General features: G+C 66.9%; 14 protein-coding genes. 1 reads left to right on the top strand and 13 read right to left on the bottom strand.

Annotated features, from left to right (window positions below; all coding sequences use genetic code 11):
- Positions 1-79: 79 nt before the first annotated feature.
- The 12 genes from AC3CD9_RS12855 to argG form a co-directional block, all read right to left on the bottom strand.
- Entirely contained in the window at positions 80-964 is an 885-nt protein-coding gene (locus AC3CD9_RS12855; protein WP_488364232.1) for a sugar phosphate isomerase/epimerase family protein, read from the bottom strand.
- 35 nt (positions 965-999) lie between these two features.
- Positions 1,000-2,028: a Gfo/Idh/MocA family protein gene (locus AC3CD9_RS12850; protein ID WP_488364231.1), complete on the bottom strand. Its 1,029-nt coding sequence runs from the start codon at positions 2,026-2,028 to the stop codon at positions 1,000-1,002.
- Between the two features lie 72 nt (positions 2,029-2,100).
- Positions 2,101-3,015, bottom strand: coding sequence for a sugar phosphate isomerase/epimerase family protein (locus AC3CD9_RS12845; RefSeq protein ID WP_488364230.1), 915 nt, complete (start codon positions 3,013-3,015; stop codon positions 2,101-2,103).
- An 87-nt stretch (positions 3,016-3,102) separates the two neighbouring features.
- Positions 3,103-5,007 carry a 3D-(3,5/4)-trihydroxycyclohexane-1,2-dione acylhydrolase (decyclizing) gene (gene iolD / locus AC3CD9_RS12840; protein WP_488364228.1) on the bottom strand — a complete coding sequence of 635 codons (1,905 nt, stop codon included), beginning with the start codon at positions 5,005-5,007 and terminating at the stop codon, positions 3,103-3,105.
- A gap of 1 nt (position 5,008) precedes the next feature.
- Positions 5,009-5,995, bottom strand: a complete 987-nt coding sequence (gene iolB, locus AC3CD9_RS12835) for a 5-deoxy-glucuronate isomerase (protein ID WP_488364227.1) — start codon at positions 5,993-5,995, stop codon at positions 5,009-5,011.
- A 4-nt stretch (positions 5,996-5,999) separates the two neighbouring features.
- Positions 6,000-6,890: a class I fructose-bisphosphate aldolase gene (locus tag AC3CD9_RS12830; protein WP_488367552.1), complete on the bottom strand. Its 891-nt coding sequence runs from the start codon at positions 6,888-6,890 to the stop codon at positions 6,000-6,002.
- A 65-nt stretch (positions 6,891-6,955) separates the two neighbouring features.
- Positions 6,956-7,972: a 5-dehydro-2-deoxygluconokinase gene (iolC, locus tag AC3CD9_RS12825; RefSeq protein WP_488364226.1), complete on the bottom strand. Its 1,017-nt coding sequence runs from the start codon at positions 7,970-7,972 to the stop codon at positions 6,956-6,958.
- Between the two features lie 284 nt (positions 7,973-8,256).
- Positions 8,257-9,024, bottom strand: a complete 768-nt coding sequence (locus tag AC3CD9_RS12820; protein ID WP_181270821.1) for a GntR family transcriptional regulator — start codon at positions 9,022-9,024, stop codon at positions 8,257-8,259.
- Positions 9,025-9,190: 166 nt separating this feature from the next.
- A complete protein-coding gene (locus AC3CD9_RS12815; RefSeq protein WP_488364225.1) occupies positions 9,191-10,192 on the bottom strand; it encodes a sugar phosphate isomerase/epimerase family protein in 1,002 nt (333 codons plus the stop codon).
- Positions 10,189-11,373, bottom strand: coding sequence for a Gfo/Idh/MocA family protein (locus AC3CD9_RS12810; RefSeq protein ID WP_488364224.1), 1,185 nt, complete (start codon positions 11,371-11,373; stop codon positions 10,189-10,191). Before AC3CD9_RS12810 ends, AC3CD9_RS12815 begins: the two co-directional genes overlap by 4 nt.
- 222 nt (positions 11,374-11,595) lie before the next feature.
- Entirely contained in the window at positions 11,596-12,402 is an 807-nt protein-coding gene (locus AC3CD9_RS12805; protein ID WP_488364223.1) for a DNA alkylation repair protein, read from the bottom strand.
- A gap of 258 nt (positions 12,403-12,660) precedes the next feature.
- Positions 12,661-14,082, bottom strand: a complete 1,422-nt coding sequence (gene argG / locus AC3CD9_RS12800) for an argininosuccinate synthase (RefSeq protein ID WP_139467983.1) — start codon at positions 14,080-14,082, stop codon at positions 12,661-12,663.
- Positions 14,083-14,212: 130 nt separating this feature from the next.
- Between argG and AC3CD9_RS12795 the strand changes: the two genes are divergently transcribed.
- Positions 14,213-14,725, top strand: coding sequence for a GNAT family N-acetyltransferase (locus AC3CD9_RS12795; protein WP_488364221.1), 513 nt, complete (start codon positions 14,213-14,215; stop codon positions 14,723-14,725).
- Positions 14,726-14,752: 27 nt separating this feature from the next.
- On the opposite strand, the gene AC3CD9_RS12790 is transcribed toward AC3CD9_RS12795, so the two are convergent.
- A complete protein-coding gene (locus tag AC3CD9_RS12790; protein WP_488364220.1) occupies positions 14,753-16,300 on the bottom strand; it encodes an APC family permease in 1,548 nt (515 codons plus the stop codon).
- Between the last annotated feature and the right edge of the window lie 82 nt (positions 16,301-16,382).

Here is a 16,382-nt window from a genome sequence, read left to right as displayed (position 1 = left end):
CTGGTGGAACGTAGTCGCCTGAAGAGCTGGCGGGGGTAGGGAATTGGGGCAGGGTCGGGGTGGTTCGCTCAGTCGGTGGTCAGTTCGCGCCACCTCCGCGCGCGGCGATGAGTTCGTCGATGCGCTGCTTCTGGAAGCGGCTGACCGCTTCGTTGTTCTCGTTCTCGGCGAAGACGTTTGACACGATGAGTCCGTCCTTACGTCCGAGGAATCCGGTCCGGTCGAGGACATCGAACAGTGCGTCGAAGTCGACGTCCCCGTCGCCGGCCTTGAGATGCTGATGCACCCGCGCCGAGGTGGTCGGCGGGTTCGCGATGTACCGCAGTCCGTGTGAAGCCCGGTGATCGTAGGCATCGGAGATGTAGACCGCCCGGAGGCGCTCGCCGAGTTCGTCGACGAGGGTCTCGAGGCAGTCACCGTAGTGGAACGTATGCGGGGCGACGTAGACGAAGCCGATGGATTCGGAGTCGAGTCCGCGCAGGACCCGCCATGCCTCGTGGCCGTCTTCGACGAAGTCGTCGGGATGCGGGTCGAAGTTGAGCCGCAGCCCTTCCTTCTCAACGACCGGAAGCAGCTCGTCCATCGACCGGTAGAACGATTCCTCGGAATCCTCGAACGCTTCCGGCCGGCCGCTGAACTCGGTGTTGATGCTGTCCACACCGAGATCGACGGCGATCTCGATGATGCGGCGGAAGTTCTTCACCGCTGCCACGCGCTTGGCTTCGTCGGGCCAGGAGATCCGCTGCACCGGCAGCAGGGCCGGCACTGTGATGCCTGCGGCGTCGACGGCCTGGGCGAATCGGCGGATGAGGCCGCGGTCCATCTTCGGGTAGCGGAAGTGGGTCGCGAAATCCGGGTGCGGTGTCAGCTGCAGGTGTTCGAACCCGAGGTCCGCCGTGGCGGCTGGGAAGTCGAGCAGTCGGTGCGTGTGATGCAGCGGGGTGGGATCGTAGGCGATCTTCATCGGTGCTCCAGGTGATCCAGTGGGCGGGTTGTCGGTCAGAGGTAGAAAGCGGGAGTCTCGGGGATGTCGAGCGTGCGGGGTTTGCCGTCGAGAAGAGAGGCGACACCTTCCTGGCAGGCCACGGCCACCCTGTAGCCGTCCCAGGCCGAAGGCCCGGCGATGGTTCCCTGCCTGGCCGCGTCGACCCAGGACTGCACCTGGTTGTCGTAGGCGGCGGCGAAGCGGGTGGTGAAGTCGGCGTGCTCGGCCAGGCCGGAGCGACCTTGGTGCCACAGCTGCAGACCGTGAGCCTCGCCGATCCTGGCGATTCCGGAGTCGAAGACCGCCTCGGTGGTCACCTGATAGCCGAACTGGATGCTCACGTTCATCTCGAGGTCGACGAGCACTCCGTTCTCAAGCTCCATGAGCACGAGGATCGGCTCCTTGAGACGTTCAGGCGTGAGCCGGTTGCGGCGAGCGTGCTTGACCTCGAGCGAGACGATGGGGGAGCCGGCCAACCAAGGAACGACATCGAACTCATGGACGACCGAGTCGTTGATGAGCATCTCCTGCACGTAGCTCTCCGGAACCGCTGGATTGCGGTGGGCGCAGCGGAGCATAAGGAGCTCGCCGGCGTCCGCAGTCTCGACGAGGTCGCGCAGCTGCCGGTACTCGGGGTCGAAGCGGCGCATGAAGCCGACCTGGATGAGGTGGCGTCCCGTGGCCTGTTCGGCCTCGAGGATCCGCCACGACGATTCCGGATCCGGCGTCAGGGGCTTCTCGCAGAGGATCGGCAGCCCGGCCTCGAGGCTGGGCAGGAGGACCTGCTCGTGGAGGAAGCCTGGGGTGGCGATGAGGACGCCGTCGACGGCACCTGCCTCAAGAGCATCTTCGATCCGCGTGTAGCCGACCGCGCCGGGAGCGTTCTCGAGAGCCGCGGCGAGCCGGGCATCATCGGGGTCGACGATCACCGAGACGCGGGCGCCGCTGATCGTCGAGGTGATGCGCTTGACGTGGTCAGCGCCCATCATTCCGGCGCCGACGACGCCGACTCTGAAGTCCTGCGGCTGGTCCGTAGCGGTCATTCTCACTCCTGTGTGTCTGTGGTGGTGTGTCTGTGTGCTGAGGTGCTGTGGGTGCTGTTCGTCGAGGAACGCTCAGTGGTCGACGACGGCTGCCTTCGTCGAACCGAGGATGGTCTCAAGGGTGCGCTGGGCGATCGGGAAGGGGGCATCGACGCTGCAGCCGAACATGTCCTGTTCGACGATGGCGAAGATGTTCTCATCGAGGGCGGCGACGGCGTCGATGATCGGGTCGAGCGGCGGAATGCCCTGATCGGGTTCGACCATGATCCCGTCGGCCACCGCGTCTCCGAACGGAGCATCGGATTTGAGCACGTCGAAGATCTTCACCGGATCGACCTGCTTGAGGTGGAGGTAGCCGATCCGGGACGGGTGGTCCTGGATGAGCTTCAGGTTGTCGCCTCCGTAGTAGGAGAAATGTCCGGTGTCGAGGCAGAGGTTCGTGAAGCGCTCATCGGTGAGCTCGAGGAAGCGTTCGACCTCGGAATGAGTGCCGACATGGGAGTCCGCGTGGGAATGGAACTGCTGGTGGAGACCGAACTCCTCCAGCAGTGCCTTGCCGAGGGCGTCGTGGCCGGCGGCCATGCGGGCCCACTGCTCGTCGTCGAGGGTGCGCGGTTCCAGTGCCTGCCCGGTCGTGTCCGAACGCCACAGGTCGGGGATGACGACGATGTGCTCGCCTCCGAGATCGGCGGTCAGAGCAGCGACTGCTTCGGCCTGCTTCCAGGCTCGGTCGAACTGGTCATCGGTTTTGTGGAACCCCGTGAACACGGTCCCGCCGGAGAGCTTGAGACCCCGGCTGCCGAGCTCCTCGCGCAACTGGTTCGGGTCAGTGGGCAGGTAGCCGTAGGGACCGAGTTCGATCCAGGTGTAGCCGGCTTCGACCACCTCGTCGAGGAAGCGCTGCCAGGGAACCTGGCCGGGGTGGTCGGGCAGCCAGACTCCCCAGGAGTCGGGGGCGGTGCCGATGCGAAGTGACTGCGTCGTCATGGGTGAATCCTTGGTGTCGGTGGTGTTGTTCTGAATCGAGGGCGGGGCCGCGTCGGGTTGCGTGATGTGCAGGTGATCTGAACGCGGTCAGAGCAGCGGACGCTGCGTGCTGCGCTCCTCCTCATAGGCGGTGCGGGCGTCCTGTGTCTCGTCCATCGTCGAGGTGGCAGCGACGGGCACGTCCCACCAGCCCTCGCCGTCCGGCGCGTAGACCAAGGGGTCGGAGTTGATGTGGATGAGCGTGGAGGACTCGGAGGCACGGGCGGCTTCGACCGCCTCGGCGAGTCGGGTGCTGGCCGAGTTTCCCGGCTCGATCTCGACGACATCGATGCCGTAGGAGCGGGCGTTCGCGGCGAGGTCGACGGGTAGGATCTCGTCGGTGCGGAACTCGGGGTCGTCGGCGTCGTACTTGCGGTACCAGGTGCCGAAGCGCGGCGCGCCGACCGTTTCGGACAGGTGCCCGATCGAGGCGTAGCCGTGGTTCTGGATGAGGACGACGATGAGCTTGAGCCCTTCGGCGACCGCGGTCAGCAGCTCGGTGTGCAGCATGAGGTAGGACCCGTCGCCGACCAAGACGACGACGTCCCGGTCATCCCCGGCGGCGTCGATGGCTCGCCGCACGCCGAGTCCGCCGGCGATCTCGTAGCCCATGCAGGAGAACGCGTATTCGACGTGATAGCCCAGCGCATCGCGGGTCCGCCAGAGTTTCTGCAGGTCACCGGGCAGTGAGCCCGCGGCCTGGACGACGACGTCGCGCGGTCCCGTGGCGCGGTTGACGGCGCCGATGATCTCGGGCTGACCGGGCAGTTCGACGTCGGTGGGCGCGGTGGAGGCGTCGACCTCGGCGGTCCAGTTCGCCTTCTCCGTCTCGGCCTTCCGTGTGAGCGCGTCATCGACACGGAAGCCGCCGAGGCGCTCGTGCAGTCCCAGCAGACCGGCCCGTGCATCGGCGATGAGCGGGTACCGGCTGCCGTGCTTGTAGGCGTCGAAACCGGCGACATTGAGATTGACGAAGCTGACGTCCGGGTTGTCGAAGGCGGTGCGGCTCGAGGTCGTGAAATCGCTGTACCGGGTGCCGATGCCGATGATCACGTCCGCCGAGGAGGCGATCCGGTTGGCGGCGGCCGATCCCGTGGCACCGACCCCGCCGAGGTTGAGCGGATGATCGTGGTCGAGGACTCCGCCGCCGGCTTGGGTGGTGGCCACGGGAATCCCGGTCGCCTCGGCGAAGGACTTGAGTTCGTTCTCGGCCTCGGAATAGAGGACTCCGCCGCCGGCGATGATGAGCGGTTCCTTCGCATTCCGGATCGCCTCGACCGCGCGGTCGAGCGGCCCGGGTTCGGGCAGGGGGCGGCGGATGTGCCATTCGCGTTCGGTGAGGAACTCCTCCGGGACATCGATGGTTTCGGCCTGGACGTCCTCGGGTAAGGCGATGGTCACGGCCCCGGTCTCGGCCGGGTCGGTGAGCACGCGCATCGCGGCCAGCGCGATGGAGAAGAGCTGCTCGGGACGGTCGACCCGGTCGAAGAACCGGGAGAGCGGCCGGAACGCATCCGTGACCTGCAGTGATGTGTCATGAGGGTGTTCGAGCTGCTGGAGGACCGGGTCGGAGACGCGGGTGGCAAAGGTGTCCGAAGGCAGGAGCAGGACCGGCATGCGGTTGGCCGTGGCCAGGGCCGCGCCGGTGAGCATATTGGCCGCGCCCGGCCCCACCGAGGCGGCCGCTGCGAAGGTCGAACGCCGGCGGTTCATCCGGGCGTAGCCCACGGCCTGGTGGACCATGGCCTGCTCGTTGCGGCCCTGGTGGTAGGGCATGGCGCCCGGTTCCTCATGGCTGAGCTGGCGCAGAGCCTGGCCGATGCCCGCAACATTGCCGTGGCCGAAGATGCCGAACATGCCGGCGATGGTCCGCTGGCGGACGTCGCCGTCGACCGTGTACTGGCGGGACAGAAACGTCGTGAGCGCCTGTGCAACCGTCATCGTTGTCGTCATGTCACTTCTCCTTCGAAGTCGCGGATGTCTCGGCCGTGTAGGGCAGGCGGGAGTCGAAGTCGAGGTTCTCCCATTCCTCGCGTACCCAGCCGTGGGCCGGATCGTCGCTGATGAGCCACACCCGTTCCTCATCGGGGCCGGCCATGACGTTGAGGTAGTAGTTGTCGTAGCCGGGGGCTGCGGCCAGCGGGCCGTGGTAGCCGTAGGGCACGAGCGCGATGTCGCCGGTGCGCACCGTCGCCGAGGTGGTGATCTCTCCCGCGGCCGAGGAGTAGGTCGAGAACAGGGAGAACGGATCGGCCTCTGCCGGAGCCTGGGAGTTCCTGGAGACGGCGGTCTCGAAGTAGTAGATCTCCTCGAGTCGGGATTCGGAGCCGGGGATCGCCTCGTCGTGCTTGTGCGGGGGATAGGACGACCAGTTGCCGCCGGGGGTGATCACCTCGCAGGCGATGATCTTCACACAGTCGAGTCCGGCCGGGGTCGCGAAGTTGTGGACCTGGCGGCTCGAGATCCCCGAGCCGCGCAGTTCGACGGGCACCTCGGCGGCGGGCAGGAACTGGACGGGGCGAGCCTCGGTGGTGGGCGCCTCGGCGACGGCGATCCGCCCGGTCGCGGAGGTCAGGGTGGCGCTCGCTCCGGTGGGCAGATAGAGGCAGTCGGCGGGGCCGTGGAAGACCGAGGTCCGGCCGGTCAGCGCCTGGCTGCCGGTGGTGCCGTCGGCCAGGGTGTAGTCGACGGTGAAGGACTCACCGGCGAGTGGGACGAGGACCCGTTCGACCGCGGCGGCCGGCAGGTCGATGGAGGTGGGGTGCTGGTCATTCGCCGAGGCAGCCGTGCGCGGTGCGGACGGGACGGCGAGGGCGGAGGCATCACCCAAGGTCACGGACCGGAATCCGGTGTGTGCCCAGCCGTCGATGTCGGCGTCGACGACGGAGTCGAAGCCCTCGCGGGCGAGGGAGCCTGCGGTGTGGAACCATTCGTTGATCATGATGTCAGATCCTCTCTTCTCCGTGGACGAGAGCGGCGGCGCGGTCGACGGCCGAGACGACATCGCCGTCGGCGGGGTAGATGATCGAGCGGCCGATGACGAGTCCGCGGACTCCGGGCAGGGCCAGGGCGTTCGCCCAGCTGCGGAAGGTCGCCTCGGGGTCGTTCGAGCGTTCGCCGCCGAGCAGCAGCGTGGGCAGCGTGGTCGCGGCCATGACCCGCTCCATGTCGTCGACGACGGGGATCTTCAGCCACGTGTGCGTCGACGTCGCGCCGAGGCCCTGGGCGATGCCGATCGAGTTGATGACCGCCTCTGGGGTCAGCTGGTTGCGGACCTTGCCGTCGACCCATTCGTTCATGAACGGCTCCAGCATGACCGGCAGGTTCGCCTCGGCGCAGGCATTGACGGCGTCGGCATTGGCTTCCAGCGCCGAGGCGGTCGCCGGGTCGCCGAGGTTGATCCGCAGCAGCGTCTTGGCCAGGTCGATCCCGTCGCGGGCCATCTGGTCGACGGTGTGGCCGGTGAAGCGGTCGTCGATCTCGAAGCTCGAACCGGCGAGTCCACCGCGGTTCATCGATCCGACGGCGAGCTTGTTCTCGAGGTGGCCGAGGAATGCGAGGTCGTCGAGGATCTCGGCGGTGGCGAGGACTCCGTCGACGCCCGGGCGCGAGAGCGCGGTGGCCAGGCGGGTGACGAGGTCGGCTCGGTCGGCCATCGCCAGGGCGTCGTCGCCGACCTTCATGGCTCCGCGGGCCGGGTGGTCGGCGGCGACGATGAAGAGTCGGGAGTCGTCACCGGCGATCGTGCGGCGGGAGCGGGACTGCCAGGCGCGGGTGATCGCACCGGGCTCGGTGAAGCGGGCCTCGCGGAGTGCGGCGATGGCGTCGGTGGTCACGATGGGGCTCGCTGTCGCCGAGGCGGAAGCCGAGGCCGAGGTCTGTGCCGTGGTGGCGTCGGTGGTCACGAGCGGTCTCCCTTCGCGCCGGCCGCGACGGCGGCGGAGTCGGTGGGTTCGCCGATGACGGCGGTGATCTCCTCGGTCGCGGGCATCGCGGTCGAGCATTCGCGGCGGGTGGCGACGATCGCGCCGGCGACATTGGCGAAGCGCAGCAGGTAGTCGAGGTCCCAGCCGGCCAGCAGTCCGCGGCACAGGGCGCCGCCGAATCCGTCTCCGGCGCCGAGGCCGTTGGTGACGTCGACCGGGTAGGGCGGAACTTCGACGCGTTCGTCGGCGGTCTTCGCGAGCACTCCCTTGGGGCCCTGTTTGACGATCGCGAGTTCGACGCCGCGTTCGAGGAGTGCGTCGGCGGCGCGTTCGGGTTCGGTCTCACCGACGGCGATTTCGCATTCCTCCTTGTTGCCCACGGCCACGGTGACGTGCTCGAGGGCACGGGCCACCTCGGCGCTGGCGATCTTGGGGGACTCCCAGAACATCGGGCGGTAGTCGAGGTCGAGGACGGTGTGTCCGGCGCGATTCCGCGCCGCCCACGCGGCATGGTGGGTGCCCCGGCTGGGTTCGACGCTCAGCCCGGTGACGGTGGCCCAGAAGATCTTCGCCGAGGCGATCTGCTCGGGGTCGAGGTCGGCCTCGGTGAGGTCGAGGTCGGGGGCCTTCGGATCGCGGTAGAAGTAGAGCGGGAAGTCATCGGGCGGGAAGATCTCGCAGAAGGTCACGGGGGTGTTGTAGTTCGGGTTCGTGGCGACCCAGCGGTTGTCGACGCCGAGGCGGGCGACCTCGTTGTGCAGGTAGCGGCCGAAGGGGTCGTCGCCGGTGGCGGTGATGACGGCAGCGTCGACGCCGTGCTTGGCTGCGGCGACGGCGACGTTCGTGGCCGACCCGCCGAGGTACTTGCCGAAGGTCTCGACCTCTTCGAGGCCGACCGAGTCCTGGAGCGGGTAGATGTCGACGCCGATGCGCCCGATGGTGATGAGGTCGAACGGTGAGGTCCGAGGAGCCGGAGTCGGCGAGGAGGTCATGGTGGAGCTTCCTTCTCTACGGCGGCGATGCCGTTGTGAGTATTTGTTAGGACAAAGTATTTGTCATGACAATAGCACTGTTCGTGTGCCCCGTCACCCCCTTGCGGGAGAAATTTCTCGGGCGCGGGCACAGCGGTGGCGGGTGGGTGTGAGGGTGCGACGCGGGTGTGCGGGTGGGGCGCCGATGGTGAACGTGACGACGAGGTTTTGAATCATCTGCGCCGGGACGCGGAGTGACTGAATGTCGCGGCCGCAGGCATCGCCGAGGCGCGGATCGGCAGGTCTCAGCGCGAGACGAGGGTCGTTTCGAAGGAGTAGAGGTCCGGCCGGTAGCAGTGGTCGCCCCATTCGACGATGGTGCCCGAATGGTCGAGTGCCGTGCGGTTCATCGTCAGCAGCGGTGAGCCTGTGTCGATGTCGAGCAGTTCCGCCTCGGCGGAATCGGCTGCCTTCGCGCCGATGCGCTGCTGAGCGACGGAGAAGACGACCCCGCGGGCCCGCAGGGTCTCGTAGAGACCGGTGCTCACGAGCTCGTCGGCGGTGATGTCGGTGAAGGGAGCCGGCAGCACATTGTGCAGCACCGCCAGCGGTGTCGACCCGACAAGACGGAGTCGCCGCAGGTGGAGGCTGGGTGTGCCGATGGGGACTCCGAGGTGTTCGGCCGCCTCGGCGTCGGCGGCTTCGACGCGATGCGAGAGCACGACAGTCGAGGGCGGATTGCCGGACTTCTCGAGGTCCTCATAAAGACTCGTGAGGTCGACCGGCCGGGCAACGGGGCGCTGGATCACCTGCGTGCCGATTCCGCGGCGGCGCACCAGCAGACCTTTGTCGACGAGGTCCTGGATCGCCTGGCGGATCGTCGGACGGGACAGCCCGATGCGTTTGGCCATCGCGACCTCGTTCTCGAGCCGGGTGCCGGCCACGAGCGTGCCGGCGGCGATGGCGCCTTCGAGCTTGCGTGCGATCTGGGTGTAGAGCGGCGCGGCACCGGGGGAGCGGTCGAGGGGACCGAAGAACTCCGCAGGGAGTTCGGTCTCGGGTTCGCGTGCCATGGGCTCCTGCCTCGTCGGGGAATCTGACTCGAGCTTACTCGGCCAGACGGGGTCCGGGGACGGTGACCCGCGCGGGTCGCGGTCCCCGAACTCTTCAGCCACGCAGTCGGCGCGGTCGCTGTGCCGCGGTCGGGCGCGTCGCACGCAGACTGCATGACCGTGTCGGTCAGACGGGGGACGGCACGGTGTGTGCGGCCGTGAGCAGCACCTCGGCGGCGGTCTGCAGTCCTTCGATCCGTCCGAGGGACTCGTCCTCGTGCTCGATGTGCACGGCCATGTTCGGATCGACTCGGGCCAGCGCGGCGACGAATCGGTTCCAGAAGTCCTGGTCGTGGCCTTTGCCGAGCGCCACGAAATCCCACGCGGAACCTTCGGGCCATGCGCTGATCGCCGCCCCGCCGCGGATGTTCGTGATCCGGTCCCCGGTGAAGCGGGTGTGGCGGTCGTCGAGGACGCCGTGGATCCTCGCGGCGTCGTTGATGCGCACGTCCTTGGCCGCGGCGTGGACAACGAGCTCGCCGAGGTGGTCGACCGCGGCGACCGGATCGATACCCTGCCAGAAGAGGTGGGAGGGATCCATCTCCGCACCGACGTTCGTCGCGCCGATGGTCTCGACGAGGCGTTCGAGGGTGGCGGGGTTGAACACGAGGTTGTGCGGGTGCATCTCGATGGCGATCTTCACACCGTTGTCGGCGGCGAGGCGGTCGAGGTTGCGCCAGATCGGGGTCGCGGCCTCCCATTGAGCGTCGCGGACGTCGAGGTAGGACGACTCCCACGGGTTGACGATCCAGGTCGGCACGGTGGCCGCGGACTCGGCGCCGGGCAGACCCGACATCGTCACCACGCGCGTCTGGCCCAGTCGATTCGCGACCTTGATGGCCCGCTCGATGTCGGCCAGAGTCGGCGGTCCGATCTCCGGATTCGGATGGAGGGGATTGCCGTTGGCGTTAAGACCCGCCAGCTCGACCCCCGCCTCGGTGAAGGTGCCGAGGTACTCGTCTCGGGCAGCGTCCGAGATGAGGATGTCATCGATCGTGGGCATGTGCACAGGCGGGAGGAACCCGCCGACGTTGATCTCGGCAGCATCGAGACCGAGTCCCTTGATCACGGACAGAGCTTCCGGCAGCGGGCGATCGTGGAGGATCGCCGTGTAGACGCCGTACTTCATGCTGTGACCTCTTTCGTGGTTCCGTTGTCATTGGCCGAGGCGATGACGGCATCGCGGACCTGCAGGGCGTGGAGGCCGTCGGAGAAGTGCGCGCAGCGCGGCAGCGATTCGGCTTCGGGACGGCCGACGACCTCGTCGAGGAACGCGCGAGCCTGGAAGGTGAAGCCGTCGTTCTGTCCGACTCCGACGCCGGGGGCGGCCATGGGCAGTCCGTCGGCGATGTAGGGGTGGTCGGGGCCGAGCTGGATCGTCGTCAGTCCGGTGGCGGCGGCGCCGTCGATGCTCTGGTTGAGCACGATCTGGCCGGGGAAACGGAAGTCGAAGCTGGCCGATCCGTTGGCGCAGAAGACCTCGACGCCGAGGCTGTTGGGGTGGCCGGCGGCGATGCGCGAGACCTGGATGACTCCCGAGCCGGTAGGGAATTCGACGCCGAAGCCCGCGTAGTCGTCGTTGCCGACGGGTTCGTATTCGTCGCTGACCTCGACGTGGTCGTGGCCGACGACGTGGCCCAGCGGCAGCGGGCGGGAGGTGATCGCGGTGTGGAAGCGTCCGCCGGAGACCGACTGGATGGGGCCGGCGAGGAATTCGACGGTGTCGGTGAGGTGGCTGCCGACATCGGCCAGGGCGCCGGTGCCGAGTTCGCCCTTGTAACGCCAGCTCATCGGAGCAGTGGGGGAGCAGGCGTAGTCAGTCCAGTACCACGCGTTGATGTGACTGACCGTTCCGAGTGTGCCGTCGTTGATGAGGTCGCGGATCGCGGCGAGGCCGGGCGCGCGACGGAAGGTGAAGCCGAGTCGGGCGATCGAGTCGGCGCTGTCGGCAGAGGCGACCATCGCACGGGCGTCGTCGACGGTGTCGGTCAGGGGCTTCTCGCAGAGGACGTGCTTGCCGGCGGCGAGCAGCGCCTCGACGATCTCCTTATGGAGGGAGTTCGCGACGACGACGCTGACGATGTCGACGTCGGTGGCGTTGACGATGTCGTGCCAGTCGGTGTCGTGACGGGAATAGCCGTACCGTGCTGCGGTCGCGGCGGCGAGGTCGCCGGCGATGTCGCAGACGGAGACGAGTTCGATGTCCGGCAGTTCGCCGGTGCCGACGGTGGGCGCGGCGCGCCAGGCCGAGGCGTGGGCGCGTCCGGCCATTCCGGCTCCGATGACAGCGATTCCGAGGCGCTGCGGCATGGTGATTCTCCTTCGAAGCATGAGGGGACGGTGTCGGGCATCGGTCGAGGTGCGCCTGACACGGTGGTCGTTGTGCTTCCTTCTGTCTGAAGCGCTCACCACATTACACTCAAATTTGTCATGTCAAAAGAGAATCTGCGCACCAATTTGTCATGACATTTAGATTCACGACAGAGCTGATGCGAGGCGTGCCATCGGTGCTCGGGGAATCTGCTCAGTCGTTCACCTGGCGTTGAGCACAGACTCCCTCTGTTCAGGTGAGAGCCGCTTGACCGCCTCGCGGATCGTCACCCCAGAGGCGCGGTGGGCGCGCGGGAGAATCCAGTCGAAGACGAGGTCGGGACGTTTGCGCGAGGTGTCGCGCAGTGCCCAGCCGATGGCCTTGCGGATGAAGAATTCCTTCTCCTCGAGCATCGCATCGGCGAATCGGGAGAACCGGTCGAAGTCTCCGCGGCCGAGCCGCAGCGGGACCAGATGTGCCAATAGTGCCGAGCGGCGAATCCAGAAATCCCCATCGCTCGCCCAGCGCTCGAGAACGGGGTCGAAGGCAGTATCCCGTTCGCTCAGCGGCCCGACAAGGTCCCCGGCCAGAGGGTCGACGAGCGCCCAAGTCTTCGCCTCGCGGAGCATACCCTCGATGAAATCCGCATCCCCGCCGCCGAGGCGGTCCTTCGACTGGATGAGCACCATCGCCGCCGCGGTGCGCCGTTCGTGGACTGGTGTGAGGTGGCTTGTCGCCCCTTCACCTGTGTCTGTCGGCCCGGCGCTCGCGGCCGAGGTATCTGGCGGAGTCGGCGCGGCCCAGAGGAGTCGGGCTAGTTCGATGACTTCATCGTGGCCCAGTGCCGTCCCGCGCAGCATTGCCCAAACGACGGCTCGGGTATACGGGACGCTCACCCCGTAATGGAGGAGTTCGCTCTTGAGGTAGGCCTTTTCCTTCTGGGCGCGTTCGCTGCCGCCACGGGCGCGCAGATCTCGGTCGACCGCCTCGGCGAGGGTATGGGCCTTGTTCCGGGAATCGGAATTCATGGAATGAATCATTCCATGGCCCCGCCACCAGTGGGTACAGGCGCTGTAGATCGCAGTGAATGCGAAACGGCCGACAGGCGGACTCCGTCGATCGTGATGATCGAGGAGCGCGCCTGTCGACCGTTTTCTGTTCTCAACCGGAGGCCGCGAGTCTCATGCTGCGCAGTGTCTCCGGAAGTTTTGGGGACCTTCGGTTCGGGCTGACCCCAGTCCGTCCGGGCCCCGTGTCCGGTCAGGACCTCAGTCCGACGCGGGACCTCAGTCCGTGCCGGCGTCGAAGGCCGAGGAGAGGTTGGCGAGGTCGCTGGCCTCGTCCACCTCGGCGTTGGAGTTCGCGATCTCCTCGGCTCCTCCGGCCTCCAGCGAGCCCACGAGCTCCGAGGTCGGACCGGACACGATGCCCATGGCCGCGTACTGCTCGAGGCGGGCACGCGAATCGGCGATGTCGAGATTGCGCATGGTCATCTGGCCGATGCGGTCCTCGGGGCCGAAGGCGGAGTCGCCCACACGCTCCATCGACAGCTTCTCCGGGTGGTAGGACAGGTTCGGGCCCTCGGTGTTGACGATCGTGTAGTCGTCGCCGCGGCGCAGGCGCAGGGTGACCTCGCCGGTGATCGCCGAGGCGACCCACCGCTGCATGGACTCGCGCAGCATGAGCGACTGCGGGTCGAGCCAGCGTCCCTCGTACATCCGGCGGCCGAGGCGGCGGCCCTCTTCGTGGTAGAGGGCGATGGTGTCTTCGTTGTGGATGGCGTTGAGCAGGCGTTCGTAGGTCACGTGCAGCAGGGCCATGCCCGGGGCCTCGTAGATGCCGCGGGACTTCGCCTCGATGATGCGGTTCTCGATCTGGTCGGAGACGCCGAGTCCGTGGCGGCCGCCGATCTCGTTGGCCTTGAAGACCAGGGCAACGGGATCGTCGAAGACTTCGCCGTTGATGGCGACGGGGCGGCCGGCTTCGAAGCGGACCGAGACCTCTTCCGACTTGACCTCGACGTCATCGCGCCAGGCGGCGACGCCCATGATCGGTTCGACGATGTCGAGTCCGGCGTCGAGGAACTCCAGGGTCTTCGCCTCATGAGTGGCTCCCCAGATGTTCGCATCCGTCGAGTAGGCCTTCTCGGCCGAATCGCGGTAGGGGTAGCCGTGTTCGACGAGCCATTCGCTCATCTCCTGCCGGCCGCCGAGCTCGTCGACGAACTCCGAGTCGAGCCAGGGCTTGTAGATGCGCAGCTTCGGGTTGGCCATGAGGCCGTACCGGTAGAACCGCTCGATGTCGTTGCCCTTGTAGGTCGAGCCGTCGCCCCAGATGTCGACGCCGTCCTCCTTCATGGCGCGGACCAGCATGGTTCCGGTGACGGCGCGGCCGAGGGGAGTGGTGTTGAAGTAGGTCTTGCCGCCGGAGCGGACGTTGAACGCACCGCACTGGAGTGCGACGAAGCCTTCTTCGACGAGCAGGCGCTTGGCGTCGACGAAGCGGGCGATTTCGGCACCGTATTCCTTGGCGCGATCGGTCACCGATTCGAGGTCGGGTTCGTCGTACTGGCCGATGTCGGCCGTGTACGTGCACGGAATGGCGCCCTTGTGGCGCATCCACGCGACCGCGCAGGAGGTGTCCAGTCCGCCGGAGAAGGCGATTCCAACGTGCTCACCGACTGGGAGCGAAGACAGTACTTTCGACATGTCACAAGCGTAACGTGAGTCTCTGCCGATTGTCGAATTGTTATGCATGGGAATGTATTTTTATGTGAATGAGATGGTTGAGGCGCTCGAGTCTCGCCGAGGCGGCCCCGCCGATTGCTATCGTGAGACGGTGACGAATCCTCCCGCACCTCAGTTCATCATCCGCCCCGAGAATTCCGGCGACATCGACGCGATCCACGCGCTGACCGCAGCCGCTTTCGGCCAGGTGGACGAAGCAGAGCTCGTCGACGCCGTCCGCGACTCGGGCAGCGGGATCGAGGGTCTGTCGTTCGTCGGCGTTCTCGACGGTGAAGTCATCGCCCACGCCATGCTCTCTCGGTGCTTCGTCGGTGAGGTTCCCGGGGTCTGCCTTGCGCCCTGTTCCGTGTGGCCCGAGCACCAGCGGACCGGCGCCGGCACCGCGGTCATCGACACGCTCCTCGCCGAGGCGGCCCGCCGTGGTGAGGCATTCGCCGTCGTCCTCGGCCACGCCGAGTACTATCCGCGCTTCGGGTTCACACCGGCCTCCGGCTTCGGCATCACCCTGCACGTCGACGTTCCCGACGAGGCGCTCATGGCGATGCCGCTGGCCGGCGAGGTGCCTGCGGGCGCCCTGGCCTTCGCGCCAGAGTTCGGGGTCTGATCCGGGGTCGCGCCCTGCCCGCGTGAGTTACTGCTTCGCGCGGTGTGCCCGGATCGCCTCGGCGACGGCGATGGCGTCGTCCTCCGGGGCATCGGACTTCCGATCGGGACGTGCCGTGAACAGGTAGATGAACCCGACCGCCAACACCACGACGAGGCCGATGAGCACGATCCAGTCTGTGAAGAACGACCCGGAGTCACCGGGCAGGGAGAGCAGGATCATCGCGAAGATGCCGTAGGCCAGTGCGGCGAAATTGACGATGATGCCCCAACCGCCCAGCGACCACGGACCCGCCGGCTTCCACCCGCGCAGCCGCTGCCGCAGTGCCCCGAGGACGACCATCTGGAATGCGAGGTAGATACCGAGGATCGCGAACGAGGTCACGGCGACGAGGATTCCGTCGTTGAACCAGATGAGTACGCAGATCAGTGCGGGTGCAGTGCAGGCGACGATGAGCGCATTGTGCGGGATCTTCGTCCCGTCGGTGACCTTCGACAGCCATGTGTGCCCGGGCATCATCCCGTCGCGGGCGAAGCTGAAGATCAACCTCGATGCGGCGGCCTGCAGACTGAGCACGCAGGAGATGAACGCGAGGACAGCGACGACGAGGAAGATCTTCGCCCCCACCGCACCGAGGCTGCCCTCGAGGATCGCGGGAATCGGGTCGGCGACCTCACCGGCGACGATCTCCTCGAGATTCGGTGCCGCGAGCACATAGCCGCCGAAGGAGAACAGGGCCGAGACCGCGCCGACGAAGATCGTCATGAGCATCGCCTTCGGGATGCCGCGGGCGGGGTTCGAGACCTCCTCAGCGACGTCACCGCAGGCTTCGAATCCGTAGAAGAGGAAGAGTCCGGCGACGGCGGCTCCCATGAACACGGGCAGGTAGCTGCCGTCACCGGCAGCGCCCATGGTGTCGAAGAAGACGGAGAAGCTGTGCTTGCGTTCGAAGATGAGCAGAAACAGGCCGAGTCCGATGACGCCGATGAGTTCGGCGAAGAGTCCGATGCGGGCGATGCGCGCCAACCACTTCGTGCCAGAGAAGTTGATCGCCAGCGCCAGCACGAGCAGGGCCAGCGCGAGGACGAGGGTGGTGTTGCGGCTGAGAGCGAACCCGAAGAGGCTCGCGAGGAATCCGGCCCCGAACTCCGACACCGAGGTGATCGTGACGATGAGGGCGCAGATGTAGACCCAGGCGGCCATCCACGCATACCGCTTGCTCCACAGTCGTCTGGCCCAGGGGTAGATCCCGCCGGCGATGGGGAACTGGGAGACGACTTCGCCGAAGACGAGGGCGACGAGCAGCTGCCCGCAGGCGACGATGACGATCCACCAGATAGAGGGCGGACCACCGGTTGAGAGCGCCACTGCCAGCAGCGAATACACACCGACGAGCGGGGAGAGGTAGGTGAAGCCGAGGGCGAAGTTCGCCCACGGACTCATCGACCGTTCGAAGGAGTCTTCGTAGCCGAGGACGGCCAGATGGTCGGAATCGGAGAGGTGGTCGCCGGCCAGGTTGCCGGTGGAGTTGTGAACGCCTGCGGGGTGGTGGGCGTCCGGGGGATATTCGGACATGGTGATGTTCCTTCATTCGAATCGTCGTTGATTCTGTGCTGTTCGCATCGTATCTCCGATTCTCACCTGCGGAAGCGTTCTC

The organism is Brevibacterium sp. MGP-B1, from assembly GCF_057766545.1.
This window is presented reverse-complemented; position numbering and strand designations above follow the sequence as displayed.

What these genes read in the sequence shown, in the direction of transcription:
- AC3CD9_RS12805 (WP_488364223.1), bottom strand. Translation starts at nt 12,402, where the DNA reads ATGAATTCCGATTCCCGGAACAAGGCCCATACCCTCGCCGAGGCGGTC.
- iolB (WP_488364227.1), bottom strand. Translation starts at nt 5,995, where the DNA reads ATGATCAACGAATGGTTCCACACCGCAGGCTCCCTCGCCCGCGAGGGC.
- AC3CD9_RS12855 (WP_488364232.1), bottom strand. Translation starts at nt 964, where the DNA reads ATGAAGATCGCCTACGATCCCACCCCGCTGCATCACACGCACCGACTG.
- iolC (WP_488364226.1), bottom strand. Translation starts at nt 7,972, where the DNA reads ATGACCTCCTCGCCGACTCCGGCTCCTCGGACCTCACCGTTCGACCTC.
- AC3CD9_RS12820 (WP_181270821.1), bottom strand. Translation starts at nt 9,024, where the DNA reads ATGGCACGCGAACCCGAGACCGAACTCCCTGCGGAGTTCTTCGGTCCC.
- AC3CD9_RS12790 (WP_488364220.1), bottom strand. Translation starts at nt 16,300, where the DNA reads ATGTCCGAATATCCCCCGGACGCCCACCACCCCGCAGGCGTTCACAAC.
- AC3CD9_RS12815 (WP_488364225.1), bottom strand. Translation starts at nt 10,192, where the DNA reads ATGAAGTACGGCGTCTACACGGCGATCCTCCACGATCGCCCGCTGCCG.
- AC3CD9_RS12850 (WP_488364231.1), bottom strand. Translation starts at nt 2,028, where the DNA reads ATGACCGCTACGGACCAGCCGCAGGACTTCAGAGTCGGCGTCGTCGGC.
- AC3CD9_RS12810 (WP_488364224.1), bottom strand. Translation starts at nt 11,373, where the DNA reads ATGCCGCAGCGCCTCGGAATCGCTGTCATCGGAGCCGGAATGGCCGGA.
- AC3CD9_RS12845 (WP_488364230.1), bottom strand. Translation starts at nt 3,015, where the DNA reads ATGACGACGCAGTCACTTCGCATCGGCACCGCCCCCGACTCCTGGGGA.
- argG (WP_139467983.1), bottom strand. Translation starts at nt 14,082, where the DNA reads ATGTCGAAAGTACTGTCTTCGCTCCCAGTCGGTGAGCACGTTGGAATC.
- iolD (WP_488364228.1), bottom strand. Translation starts at nt 5,007, where the DNA reads ATGACGACAACGATGACGGTTGCACAGGCGCTCACGACGTTTCTGTCC.